This is a genomic window from Wolbachia endosymbiont (group B) of Horisme vitalbata, from assembly GCF_964028625.1.
Taxonomy (GTDB): domain Bacteria; phylum Pseudomonadota; class Alphaproteobacteria; order Rickettsiales; family Anaplasmataceae; genus Wolbachia.
On sequence record NZ_OZ034797.1, the window covers coordinates 836,451 to 849,443 of the forward strand.

Consider the following 12,993-nt stretch of genomic DNA (forward strand, 5'->3'; position numbering starts at 1 on the left):
CTACCAGAAGGGTGCCATCTCAACGCCCAGGCAAACATTGTAGTTTTAGAGCAATCTCCACCAGTAGAGTGTCATCCCAGTGCTCTGACACTGGAATCCAGTTTTTCATGCAACCTTGTCAAAGACGTTTATTTTAGAATAAAACAGCTACTTCTATGCTTGCCACCTCAGTGCACTTACTTGCAGTCAAATTTCTGGATTCCAGTGTCAAGTACTGCAGAAATTGATTTACTCTACTGTCATGCAGTTTAACTTCAAAAGTAAGCTATTTGCTGAGATGACAGGAGGTAATGCAAGAAATCTAATGAAGCTATTCGTTCAATTGGTGTTATTTATTTCGTTATTTATTCCTTATTCCACAAAAGCTGTTTTATATGTTGATATAAAAAAAAGCAATATTGGTAATATTGATCTTGTTGTATCTAAATGTGCATGCAAGACAGAAGTGGAAAGTGAGCTAAGTGAAAGCATCACAAAAGTAATTGAAACAAATCTATCTAATTGTGGCTTATTTAATGTGAAACGTAACACGAAAGTTGAGTCTTGGAAAAGCGATACTGTGGTCACAGTAAGTTTAAGTGAAGTATCAAACAGAAATTTAGAGCTATCTTTTCGTTTATCTGACAGCTTTACAAACAGAGAATTACTTACTCAGTCAGTTGTTTTTCTAGCAAAAGACTGGAGGAAAATTAGTCATCTTGTTTCAGATGTGATACATGATAGATTAATTGGTGAGAAAGGGCATTTCAATACAAAAATTACATATATCGCTGAAGAAAAAGATAGCAATTACAAATCCGTCCGTAAAATTGCTGTGATGAATCAAGATGGAAGTAATATAAAGTACTTAACAAATGGTGAGAAATTTGTGTCAACACCAAGATTTTCACCAAATGGAAAGGGTATTGTTTATATCTCATACACAAATGGTAAAAGTTATATAATATTAAAAAATTTAAAAGATAACACTGAATCAATAATCAGCGCATTTGAAGGAGTTATTTCTGCACCAAGATTTTCTCCTGATGGTAAATCTCTTTTTATTTCCCACTCATTGAGTGGTGAAACAAATATATTATCTCTAGACTTAAGCAGTAAACGAACAAAAAAAATTACTAAAGGTTCAGCTATAAGTACTTCTCCCTCTTTGTCTCCAGATCAAAAGTACATGGTTTTTAGTTCTGATATAAGTGGAAGTCAGCAACTATATATCATAGATTTCACTAAAAAAAGCAAAAAACCCAAGAGAATTAGTTTTGGAAATGGAAGATATGCTACACCTGTTTGGTCGCCAAAAGGAGATCTGATAGCTTTTACAAAAATTCAGTCAGGAAAATTTTACATAGGAGTTATGAAGCCAGATGGCAAAGAAGAGCGCTTGCTTTCAGAGGGACATAAAATTGAATCTCCGGCATGGCTACCAAATGGCAGAGAAATTATCTTTACTAACGCAGAATCACCAAGCAACTCTAAATTATATTTAGTAGATTTAGTAAAGAAAAATCAAAAAATGGTTTTTACTCCAACGAATGCTTCTTTACCAGATTGGTCTTATTTTTGAAAGTAGATCTATAAAATCGGTATAAATCTTGCTTTATCTTAATCGTTTATAACCTTCGGTACTACGAAATACCCATGCTCCGATTTTGTATTGGATAATATTTCTTCTTTAATGTTTTGAGAATTTATAATATCATCGCGTACATGGACATCCTTATCTATAGTTCCATAACGCATAGGAGAAACACCTTCAGTATTAACTTTCAACAAAGTATCATGTATCCAATCCAGCATTGTCAGTTCTTTTGAGTAGTATTGAATCTCATCATCGGATAACTTAATCCTCACAAGCTGTGCAGTTTTAAGCATTTCTTCTTTAGTAATTGTTATTTTTCTCTTATTTGCAAATTCTATTAACGAAGTGATAACATCTTCTGTTGATCTAGCTGGCACTTTTACCTCCTTGCATAAAGCAAATTAAAATATTTGCAATTGAAACAACCTCTATCTTATCATTTTTTTCAAATTTGTGAAATACGGTGTCCGTAATTACTAATTTATCCAGAGAAGAGGAAGAGATTTTCTCAACTGCATTTCCTGAAAGTATTCCATGTGTAATGCACGAAACTACAGACTTTGCTCCTCGGTTTTTTAAAGCAAGAGCTGCATTACATAATGTTCCGCCAGAGTCAACTATATCATCAACAATGACGCAATTTTTGTTTGCAACTTCTCCGATTACATTCATTACCTCAGATGTACCTGCTTTTTCTCTATATTTATCTACTACAACAATATCATTATCCAACTTGTGTTTTTCCTCTAAAATCTTTGCAAAAGCACGAGCTCTGCCAATTGCTCCAACATCAGGCGCAACTATTGCCAAGTTTTCCTTGTATATAGAGTTAACAAATACTTCAAAACAGCTTAGATTAGTAACTGGTATATCAAAAAAACCTTCAATTTGACTTGAATGCAAATCAATAGCAGCAACACTGTTTGCACCAGCTGTTTGAATAAGATTTGCAGTTAATTTAGCACTTAAAGCAGATTGCATATTATTGTTTTTAATAACCCTATCCTGCCTACTGTATCCGTAATAAGGAATAATAGCTGTTATTCTCTTGGCTCCAGATCTCTTTGCTGCATCAATTGTAAGCAGAAGCTCCATAAGGTTATCATTTACAGGGGAAGAAAGAGATTGCACTACGTATACTTCTTGATCACGTAGATCATTTGCTACTTCTACATTTACCTCACCATCGGCAAATCTTGATACCTGATTGGGGAATAGCTGAGCATTTAGCCCACTTGCTATTGAATCTCCTAATTGTTTACTAGCGCTACCTATTATTACCTTCATATATATCAATTAAGTTTTGAAAATTATACAGAAACCATGGAATGATTAAAACTTTATTCTTGCTGCCAAGTAGATCATAGAAACGGAAAAGTTACTCGAAACATTTCACCAGTTTCCTTATCATGCAACTTGTTCTCACAAAGGTACGTACTGTTTTTCTACTTAAAAATAAAGTAAATTTTTTATGATACTGAGCATCTTCTATAATTTTTCATTTAATTTATTAAAAATTTGACAATTATTAAAATATAGACTAAAATATTTATATATTTAATGGAGAAACGAAATGAATTTTAATGAACTTGTTAAAAACGGCTGTCTAAAATTGGACTTTAAAAGAATAACCGTAAGTGAATTAGTAAGCTTTTTAGAGATTAATTCTAATATTACAAAGCTTAGTTTAAAAAGCTGTTATATTGGTGATGAAGGAGCAAAAGCTTTAGCTAATGGTAATCTTGCAAACCGTACTCAACTTGATTTAAGTTCGAACAGTATTGGTGATGAAGGAGCAAAAGCTTTAGCTAATGGTAATCTTGCAAACCTTACTCAACTTGATTTAAGTTGGAACAAAATTGATGATGAAGGAGCAAAAGCTTTAGCTAATGGTAATCTTGCAAACCTTACTCAACTTGATTTAAGTTCGAACAGTATTGGTGATGAAGGAGCAAAAGCTTTAGCTAATGGTAATCTTGCAAACCTTACTCAACTTAATTTAAGTTCGAACAGTATTGGTGATGAAGGAGCAAAAGCTTTAGCTAATGGTAATCTTACAAACCTTACTTCACTTGATGTAACTTTGAACAAAATTGATGATAAAGGAGAAAAAGCTTTAGCTGGTCTTAAAAAAGTTGATGTTAAAGGTATAGAAAATTTTAGAATAATAGATAGTTTGACAAATAGATTCACACAAAGTAACTCTTCAATAGAAATTTTTGATCCAGCTAAATCGGAAAATAAAACAACACTTGATGATATTATAATTTCAAAAAGCTTGAGAAAGGAGCTAAACAAGATTTGTGGTTTTATATCAGAAGTAAAGAGGGCATTACTTCAAAAAATAGGTTGCAAACCACAAAAAGGCTATATTTTTTATGGTCCACCTGGAAATGGTAAAACCAGCATTGCCCGTGCAATTGCATATCAAGCTAAAGCAAAGTTTATTAGTGTTTCTGCGCCTGAGTTTATGAAATCGTATATTGGTGAAGGTGAAAAGTACGTAAGAGAAATTTTTAAAAAGGCAAGAGCAAATGCTCCTTGTATAATTTTTATAGATGAAATTGATTGTATTGCTAAAGAACGTGGCAAAGGTGGTAATTCTACTGCTGCTCAATCATCCGAAAGGCTTGTGAGTCAGCTTTTAGCCGAGCTTGATGGTTTCAACCCACTAGAAGGTGTAACAGTGATTGCTGCAACTAATTTTAAAGATGTTTTAGACACAGCGCTTACTAGGTCAGGTCGTCTCTCTAAGGATATTGAAATTCCTCTGCCTGAAAAGCGCCAGCGTAAGGAGATATTGGACTTTTATATAAAAAAATTAAAAAATAGTGGATGCTTAGAACCTGTCTTGAAAGGTAATGAAGAAAAGAGTATGATGAGGTAAGCAAAAAATAGGAGGGTAAGTTGTATCCAAGTGATATAAGTGACAAGGAATGGGAAATTTTAGAGCCCTATGTTGCACAAGGAGCGATAGGACGACCAAGAAAACATAACATAAGAACAATTATTAATGCAATAAGGTACATAATGAGGGGTGGTTGCCAGTGGAGAATGCTACCAAAAGATTTTCCTCCATGGAAAACGGTGTATGACTATTTTCTCAGGTGGCGTAATAATGGAAAATTGAAAAAAATACATGACATGCTAGTAAAAGAGGTAAGAAAAATGGTTGGCAAAAATGAAACACCTTCAGTAGGTATAATTGACAGTCAATCAGTGAAAACGACTCAAAAAGGGGATCAAGAGGATATGATGCCGGTAAAAAAATAAAGGGTAGAAAACGTCATATTATTGTAGATACACTAGGTCTTGTAATTACTGCAGAAGTACACAGCGCAAGCATTCAGGACCGTGATGGTGCTACCAATCTTTTTGTTCAAGCTAAATGCAAAGCTCCAACATTACGTAGGTTTTTTGCTGATCAAGGGTATAAAGGTAAATTACAAAATCGATGTTTGTTGGAAACTGGATGTTTGCTAACGATTACCAAGAAATTGGTTGATACAGGATTTCAAGTTATTCCTAAACGTTGGATTGTAGAACGAACCTTTGCCTGGCTTTCCAATTTTAGACGCATGAGCAAGGATTACGAACATTCTCCTCTTACTTCAAAAAACAATATCTTATTTAATATGATTACTTCTATGCTTACTAAATTAGCCAATTAACTCCTTTCAAGACAGGTTCTTAGAAGGTACAATAGACACTACAAAGCTTGCAAATGAAACTGATGGTTTCTCGGGAGCTGACTTAGAATATTTAACGTATGAAACAGTGGAAAATGTTGTACTTAATTCTAAAGATGAAGAAAAAGTCATTATTGACACAAGTAACTTCATTAACACAATTAAGGGTCTTAAGAAGAAGAAACCTCAAGAGCCTGAAAGTAAGCAAGTTAATGGTGGTCTAGAATCACTTAATAGTTCTCTTTATAATGCAGATAATGTAGAAAGTCACAGCTCTGCAAATAGTAGTTCAAATGTTGTCGAGACTGAGCATACTCAACAGTTGGCTAAAATAATTACGGAACTTAGTACTATAAAAACTAAAATTAATGATCTAGAGGAAGAACGTGAGGAAAAACTTGAAGAATTTGACTCTAGGAGGAGTGACTTAGAACGGGATCTAGGTTGTTTAAGGCAAAACTTAACTAAAATAACTGAATGTGCTGAAGAACACACTCAATTAAAGGATAATCTAAAGACTATCACTAAAAAATATACTCAATTAGAGAGTATGGTAACAACCGAACTCAAGAAACATGAAAGCACATTAGAGAATCATGTTGAAAATCTACTAAAGGATAATCTAAAGACTATCACTGAAAAATATACTCAATTAGAGAGTATGGTAACAACCGAACCCAAGAAACATGAAAGCACATTAGAGAATCGTGTTAAAGATCTACAAAAACAATTTGAAGGTAAAAATAAAGAGCTAAATAGTAAATATGAAAAATTCTTAGGAGCAAGCAACAATAGTAAAAGGCAAGGTAGTTATGCCTCCATTTCTTTTGTATTATCTGGAGCATCTGCTGTTGGTGCAAGTTTGACAATGTTTCATTTAGCAATGTGTCTTTCACTTGCTGTAGCCGCATTAATTTTTCTTGCAGCAGGATGTTACTGTTTGTATAAGGCAAATACAACACTTAGTAATGTTGAAATTGATCAAACTCAAACTATACTGAGTTTAACTGCTTAAATGTTTTTTAAGGTTTTAAATCTGTACCTGTTTGGCAAGTTAAAAAGTCCTTGCTGGTGCTGTAGCTTAAATTGAAGAAAATGGCGGAAGTGTAGAGTGAGGTAGTTTTTGATCAAAAATTTAAGATATTTTTAAAAAAATTACCTTTCTTGACGTATATGAAGACTCCCAAATTTTTTATAGGTTTGACTTCACCTGATTTACAAATAGAAATTGGTTGAGTGTTTGCCATTTATTCTTATAAACAGCATTTTGCTTTTTTTAGCACGTAGTAATTCTTGAATTCTATGATATTATTTTTGTAACATTGTTATATATATCATAATAACGGCACTTGCTGAGTTCATTAAGTAATTTTATGGGCAGTGGAATGATAAAAAGCGTTTTCACAAACACATTTTACTACATAATCAGCGCTAATATTAAAATGCTTATAAAGAGCTTCATAAGGTGCTGATTCTCCAAAATTTTTCATGCCAATAAATATACCGTTTGAACCTATATATTTATGCCAACCCACTTCACTTCCAGCTTCAATTGCAACTTTGATGCTGTCATTATTTAATACTACCCCTTTATATTCATCACTTTGCTCGTCAAAAAGCCTCCAACACGGCATAGAAATGACCCTTGTACCTACACCTTTTTCCTGTAATTTTTCTCTTGCCTCAACTGCAATTTCAACTTCAGATCCGGTAGCAAATATCGTCACTTCTAGCTTCCCTGAATATTCGCATAGTATATATGCACCAAATTTTGATAGGTTGACCAATTGGTCAGTATAAGAGTGCATGTAATTAATATTTTGCCTTGAAAGCGCAAATAGTGCAGGTGACTCTTTTTTTTCAAGTGCAATGCTAATGCACTCCAAAGTTTCAATTGCATCTGCTGGCCTAAAAACATACAGATTTGGTATAGCTCTCAAAGAAGCTAAATGCTCTATTGGCTGGTGAGTTGGACCATCCTCCCCTACTCCAATCGAGTCATGAGTCATTACATATATAACCTGCTGTTTCATCAAAGCTGAAAGACGTATAGCAGGGCGGCAGTAATCGGAAAATACTAAAAAAGTTCCACCATAAGGAATAATTCCACCATGAAGAGCCATACCATTCATACAAGCTGCCATAGCGTGCTCTCTCACTCCATAGTGGACATAAGAGCCACTATAATTATTACTATCTATTGGCTGCATGTGCTTATATTTAGTACAATTTGAACCGGTAAGATCAGCAGAGCCACCAATTAGTTCTGGCATAGACTCAGTTAATAGTTTCATTACTCTGCCAAAAGAAGATCGAGTAGCTTCGTTTGGCATTAGCTCACATATTTGTTTCTTCAGGTTAGCCAAATCACTCTCGATATTATTCGGCAAACGTTTCTCAAGTCTTCTTTGTAGTTCTTTATTGATCAAGGATGTATAGTTTTGCTTTGCCCTCTTAACTGTTTCTATCCAAGCGTTTCTCACATCTTCTGGTACATGAAATGGTTCATAGTCCCAATTTAATTTTTCTCTCATCTGTTTTACATCTTCCTCTGTAAAGGCACCACTATGAGCAGAAGATGTGCCAGCACGACTCGAAAATTTTCCGATAATAGTTTTGCAACAGATTAGTGTAGGTTTATCAGACTTTTGCGCCTGCTCTATTGCAAGGGATATAGCATCAAAGTCATGCCCATCGATTTTGTCAACATTCCATCCATACGCTGAAAAACGCTTTTCTACATCATCAGAGCAAGAGAGGCTAGTAGAGCCGTCTATAGAGATGTCATTGTCGTCAAAAAGTGCTATCAGCTTATTTAATTTAAGATGCCCAGCAAGGGACGCTGCTTCATGGCTTATACCTTCCATAAGACAACCATCTCCTAGCATTACATAAGTGTAGTGACTGATTTCAAACTGCTTTTCAAGAATCGATTCAGCAAGTGCCATGCCAACAGCAGTGGCAAATCCCTGACCAAGAGGGCCTGTTGTTGCTTCTATACCAGAAGTTAAGCCAAATTCTGGGTGACCTGGAGTTTTTGATGTAAGTTGCCTGAAGTTTTTTAGTTCATCTATACTAATGTAGCCTGTCAGATATAATATAGAGTATTGCAACATTGAACCGTGACCATTTGATAGGACGAAACGATCTCTACTGATCCATTGAGAATCATCAGGGTTATGGTTTAGATATTTAGCAAATAATACAGTGGCAACATCTGCCATGCCAAGTGGCATACCTGGATGTCCAGAATTTGCTTTTTGTACTGCATCAATTGATAAAAAGCGGACAGCATTTGCCATGGATTTTAGTAGTAGATGATTCATGTATTAATAGGAAAACTTAAAAGTGAAGTATACTACATCATAGTGGCAAAAACAAGTTGACACTTAATGTTAAAATCATTAATAATTTATAGTTAGATTGTGAGAATTTTTGTATGACAACTGTTATCAATAGAAAGTATAGAATCAGTCGCAGGCTTGGTGTAAACTTATGGGGTAGAGCAAAAGATTCGGTCAATAAAAGAAAATACCCTCCAGGTCAGCATGGTATTCTTGGATTTAAGAAGTTATCTGATTTTGGTAAGCAGTTTGCTGCACATAAAAAATTTAAGTTCTACTATGCAATTTCAAGTAAGCAGCTTAGACGTACATTTTTAGATGCCTACAAAAGAAAGGGTTATACGGCTGATAATTTTATTGGTGCCTTGGAATCAAGGTTAAGTTCTGTTTTATATCACTCTGGTTTTGTGCCAACAATTTACTCGGCAAAACAGCTTATATCTCATAAACATGTTACAGTTAATGATAAGGTGGTTAACATATCAAGTTATAGAGTGAAGCCTGGTGATATAGTAAAAATAAGGGAAAGAGCAGCAAAAATTCCTATATTAATAGAGGCTGAACAAAAACAAGAACGTAAGGCTCCAGATTATTTAGAGGCAGACAGCAAAGCACTTTCAGTGAAGTATTTGAGAGCGCCTCAATATTCCGAAGTCCCCTATTCAGCAGACATGGAAGTCAATTTAGTAGTAGAATTTTACTCTAGATAAACAACATAAGGCCCGTGTGGCGGAATCGGTAGACGCAGCGGACTTAAAATCCGTGGGTTTTGCGACCTTGGGAGTTCAAGTCTCCCCATGGGCACCAGTTTAATTTATTAAAAAAGTATGAAATGGCTTGATATAGAAGATATTGCAGAAGCTCTAGAAGAGAAATTTCCAAATGAAGATATAATTAGTATTAGATTCACTGAACTTAAAAGAAAAGTCTTGGATTTAGAAGAGTTTGATGATGATGAAAAGTATTGTAATGAAAAAATATTAGAGGCCATTCAAGCAGCTTGGATTGCAGAAAGATCTTAAAAAACAGATAGCTATAAGAAAATTACGGCATACAGTAAAAAGATAATTTTCTTGGAAATACTATACTTTACTCGAATTTTAATTAGCTTCATAATAATTTAACAAATTAAAATTAAAAATGATTACAAGGTAGGAAACACAAAATTCTGGCAAATGCTAGATATACAAATACTGCTTTTTATGTGTGAGGCCGAGGATCATGAAAACAATAAGTTAGTTTTTTGTATAAGAAAGTTGTAATATAATTTAATTTTAAGCACTGGAAAGATGTTTAAATATAGCGGGCCAAAGAAATTAAAATCTATAATAGAAAACTATGCATTAAAATGCATGAAAAATAAGATCAGCAAAAATGAAATACGTCTTATTTTAAACTGGAAAAGTATAGTTGGAGAGGAATTAGCAGAATGTACAAAACCACAAAAGATCTCATACGCACAAAACGTAAATTCTGGTGTTCTGCATCTGTTAGTAACAAATGGCAGTAAAGCATTAGAAATGCAGCATATGGTTTCTCTTGTAATAGAAAAAATTACAGTGTTTTTTGGCTATAAAGCAGTATACGGTATAAAAATCAAGCAAGGGAGTTGACTATTTAACTATATAAGGTTAACCTAGTTACATAGGATAAATTGGTATATTGAAGTGAGTAGAATTTGTGAATTAACAAATAGAAAAAAGTCTTTTGGTAATAAGGTATCGCACTCAAATCGTAAAACAAAGCGTACCTTTCTCTTAAATTTACATAAGGTTACATTAACGAGTAATATATTAGAAAAAAAGTTTAGCTTTCGTATAGCGACAAGAACTTTAAGAACTATAGATTACAAAGGTGATCTTGATGCTTTCTTGCTCAACACAAAAACAATTAAACTAAGTAAAGAAGCGCAAAAGATAAAAAGAAGATTAAAGAAAGTTTTAGCAAAACAAGAGGTAGAGCTAGCTGTTTCAGATGCATAGTAAGCCTACATGGCTCAGAGCAAAAGCTCCAGCTGGTAAAGTATTCAATGAAACCTTAAACACTGTTAAGCTACATAACTTACATACAGTATGCGAAGAAGCTGCGTGTCCAAATATTGGTGAATGTTGGAATAAACGTCATGCTACTGTGATGATTCTCGGTTCTGTTTGTACTCGTGCTTGTGCGTTTTGCAACGTTGCAACTGGCATTCCTGATAAGCTCGATCCTCACGAACCAGAAAATTTAGCAAAAGCAATAAAAAAGTTAAATTTAAAGCACGTTGTCATTACCTCTGTTGACCGTGACGATTTACCAGATGGTGGTGCAAATCAGTTTATAAGGTGTATAGAAGAAATTAGAAAGATAACTTCGGAAACAACAATAGAGATCCTCACTCCTGATTTTTTAAATAAGAAAGGAGCGTTTGAAGCAATAGCTATTGCATCACCTGATGTTTATAACCACAACATCGAAACAGTACCAAGGCTGTATGCAAAAATAAGACCAAGAGCTCGTTATTTTCATTCACTATATTTGCTAAAGATGGTGAAACAGATTAATTCTAAACTTTTCACGAAGTCAGGGCTTATGGTTGGTCTTGGAGAAACAAAAGAAGAAATCTTTCAGGTTATGGATGATTTACGTAGCGCCGAAGTTGATTTCATTACAATTGGTCAATATCTGCAACCAACTCCAAAGCATGCAAAAATTGATAGATATGTTACTCCAGAAGAGTTTGAGCATTATAAATATATTGCTTATTCTAAAGGCTTCTTGGTAGTTGCATCAAGTCCATTAACCCGTTCATCATATCACGCTGAAGAAGATTTTAACAGGCTCAAGTCCTGTAATTGACATCTCGATTTTATTGTCCCAAATTTGGGACAATAAGTCAGGAAAGCTTAGTGTGTTGCCCTGGGCTTAACTTTTTACTTAGCTGATCACAAAAAGTATGAATTTTACAGCACCTAAACCAGCTGTTTAAGATCTTATATAAGCAATTGACAGCTACTGAGATGCCAGCTAAAATATTTACATAGTATATTAACATAGGGTAAGGTGAACTTTAGTGACTATGTACATGACAAAATTTTAACAATATCAGATATAAGTGCTAAGATTGATGTAAGAGATCTAGTAAACTTTCTAAAGAATAAAAAAGATATTAACGAGCTTAATTTAATAAATGTAGAGATTGATAGTAAAGATGTAAAAGAGTTAGGTAAACTTACACATCTTACTTCGCTTACTCTAAGGAACAATAAACTTGGTTTTGAAGGTGCAGGATATATAGGTAAAAGCAATCTAAAAAACCTTACTTTACTTGAAATAAGTAATAACAATATTGGAGACATAGGTTTTGCATTTTTGATTGGCAGCAAACGTCTCCCAAATCTTACTTTATTAAATGTAGAAAACAACAACATTGTTGGAGTGTGGCGCCACCACTATGGAGGAGATATAGCACTCAAAAATCTCACCTCACTTTATGTAGAAGGTAACGGTAAAAAATTCTTAAATGATAAAGAAGTTATCCTTGATAGTATAAAAAAAAGCTCAATAACCGAAGCGCCTGGACACTCTAGAGTAAAAGATGGTGAAGGTGCTACAAAAAAATTAGTAGCTAAAAGAAAAAAAACGATACAAGCTACCAATAGTCAGTCAGATCCTAGTAGTAGGTTAAGTATAGAACTTTCCAAACAAGATGGGCTGCGTGAAATAGTACTTGACACTGAAACTACAGGTCTTGATGTCAATAGCCATCGAATTATCGAAATAGGGTGTGTAGAACTAATTAATCATATTCCAACAGGCAAAGTATTCCATCGATACATCAACCCAGAAAGGAGCATAGACAAAGGTGCATTTAAAGTTCACGGTATCAGCGAAGAATTTCTAAAGGATAAGCCATTATTTTCAGAGATTGCATCTGAATTTCTTAATTTTATATCTAGCGATACTTTGGTAATTCACAATGCTGGATTTGACATTAAATTTTTGAACATGGAACTTGGTAAACTGAATGCCAAATTAATCTCTTCAGACAGAGTGTTAGATACATTACCGCTTGCAAGAAAGAAATTTGGACCACCGGCTTCTTTAAGTGCATTGTGTGAGCGTTTTGGTATATCACTAGAGAGTAGGGAGTTACATGGAGCGCTAATTGACGCTGAGTTGCTAGCAAAAGTATATGTTGAGCGATTACAAACTCCTTTGGATCGATGTCAGCATGCAGTACGTAACTTATCTCTTAGAGGACACTTGCCAAGTAATGAAGAAGTTAGTGAGCAGTTAGATGAGATTAACGTATCTGTTCATGAGGGAGTAGTAGATAGAAGATTGTAAAAACGCCTTTTGCTTTCAGTAGCGAAATTATTCTCTCAATGAATGTGTTTTCTAG

At 34.3% G+C, this 12,993-nt stretch carries 13 protein-coding genes and 1 tRNA gene; 11 read left to right on the forward strand and 3 right to left on the reverse strand.

Annotated elements, in window-relative coordinates:
* The first annotated feature begins 304 nt into the window (after window positions 1–304).
* Window positions 305–1,561 (forward strand): Tol-Pal system protein TolB, encoded by a 1,257-nt coding sequence (locus tag ABWU56_RS04070; RefSeq protein ID WP_064085826.1) that lies wholly within the window; start codon window positions 305–307, stop codon window positions 1,559–1,561.
* 38 nt (window positions 1,562–1,599) lie between these two features.
* Here the strand turns inward: ABWU56_RS04070 and gatC are convergent, their stop codons facing one another.
* Together gatC and ABWU56_RS04080 are read right to left on the reverse strand one after the other, a co-directional pair.
* Window positions 1,600–1,953 carry an Asp-tRNA(Asn)/Glu-tRNA(Gln) amidotransferase subunit GatC gene (gene gatC, locus ABWU56_RS04075; RefSeq protein WP_010401704.1) on the reverse strand — a complete coding sequence of 118 codons (354 nt, stop codon included), beginning with the start codon at window positions 1,951–1,953 and terminating at the stop codon, window positions 1,600–1,602.
* Entirely contained in the window at window positions 1,943–2,863 is a 921-nt protein-coding gene (locus ABWU56_RS04080; protein ID WP_353281098.1) for a ribose-phosphate diphosphokinase, read from the reverse strand. The genes gatC and ABWU56_RS04080 overlap by 11 nt, the downstream gene beginning before the upstream one ends.
* A gap of 286 nt (window positions 2,864–3,149) precedes the next feature.
* On the opposite strand from ABWU56_RS04080, the gene ABWU56_RS04085 reads away from it, so the two are divergent.
* The 3 genes from ABWU56_RS04085 (at window position 3,150) to ABWU56_RS04095 (ending at window position 6,280) form a co-directional block, all read left to right on the forward strand.
* Window positions 3,150–4,463 (forward strand): AAA family ATPase, encoded by a 1,314-nt coding sequence (locus tag ABWU56_RS04085; protein WP_353281099.1) that lies wholly within the window; start codon window positions 3,150–3,152, stop codon window positions 4,461–4,463.
* 20 nt (window positions 4,464–4,483) lie between these two features.
* Window positions 4,484–5,247, forward strand: a protein-coding gene (locus ABWU56_RS04090) for an IS5 family transposase (protein ID WP_353281091.1) whose coding sequence is annotated in 2 segments (ribosomal slippage) — window positions 4,484–4,838 and window positions 4,838–5,247 — 765 coding nt in all. Because the reading frame shifts where the segments join, the coding sequence is not laid out codon by codon here.
* Window positions 5,248–5,353: 106 nt separating this feature from the next.
* Complete coding sequence (locus tag ABWU56_RS04095; protein WP_353281100.1) at window positions 5,354–6,280, forward strand: hypothetical protein; 927 nt, start codon at window positions 5,354–5,356, stop codon at window positions 6,278–6,280.
* Between the two features lie 346 nt (window positions 6,281–6,626).
* On the opposite strand, the gene tkt is transcribed toward ABWU56_RS04095, so the two are convergent.
* Window positions 6,627–8,591, reverse strand: coding sequence for a transketolase (gene tkt / locus ABWU56_RS04100; protein WP_264683375.1), 1,965 nt, complete (start codon window positions 8,589–8,591; stop codon window positions 6,627–6,629).
* Window positions 8,592–8,704: 113 nt separating this feature from the next.
* Between tkt and rpsD the strand changes: the two genes are divergently transcribed.
* The 7 genes from rpsD to dnaQ all read left to right on the forward strand — a co-directional run bounded on the left by rpsD (window position 8,705) and on the right by dnaQ (window position 12,938).
* A complete protein-coding gene (gene rpsD, locus ABWU56_RS04105; protein ID WP_006012690.1) occupies window positions 8,705–9,319 on the forward strand; it encodes a 30S ribosomal protein S4 in 615 nt (204 codons plus the stop codon).
* Window positions 9,320–9,329: 10 nt separating this feature from the next.
* Window positions 9,330–9,416: transfer RNA gene (locus ABWU56_RS04110), tRNA-Leu, on the forward strand.
* Window positions 9,417–9,436: 20 nt separating this feature from the next.
* Window positions 9,437–9,631 carry a Fe-S cluster assembly protein IscX gene (gene iscX / locus ABWU56_RS04115; protein ID WP_007302643.1) on the forward strand — a complete coding sequence of 65 codons (195 nt, stop codon included), beginning with the start codon at window positions 9,437–9,439 and terminating at the stop codon, window positions 9,629–9,631.
* 267 nt (window positions 9,632–9,898) lie between these two features.
* Window positions 9,899–10,222, forward strand: a complete 324-nt coding sequence (locus ABWU56_RS04120) for a DUF721 domain-containing protein (protein ID WP_006012687.1) — start codon at window positions 9,899–9,901, stop codon at window positions 10,220–10,222.
* A gap of 54 nt (window positions 10,223–10,276) precedes the next feature.
* The gene (gene rpmB / locus ABWU56_RS04125; protein ID WP_007302640.1) at window positions 10,277–10,591 is read left to right on the forward strand and encodes a 50S ribosomal protein L28; all 315 of its coding nucleotides are present in this window, start codon (window positions 10,277–10,279) and stop codon (window positions 10,589–10,591) included.
* Window positions 10,584–11,447 (forward strand): lipoyl synthase, encoded by an 864-nt coding sequence (gene lipA / locus ABWU56_RS04130; protein ID WP_149168839.1) that lies wholly within the window; start codon window positions 10,584–10,586, stop codon window positions 11,445–11,447. Before rpmB ends, lipA begins: the two co-directional genes overlap by 8 nt.
* A gap of 831 nt (window positions 11,448–12,278) precedes the next feature.
* Window positions 12,279–12,938 carry a DNA polymerase III subunit epsilon gene (gene dnaQ, locus ABWU56_RS04135; protein ID WP_372436136.1) on the forward strand — a complete coding sequence of 220 codons (660 nt, stop codon included), beginning with the start codon at window positions 12,279–12,281 and terminating at the stop codon, window positions 12,936–12,938.
* Window positions 12,939–12,993: the final 55 nt, after the last annotated feature.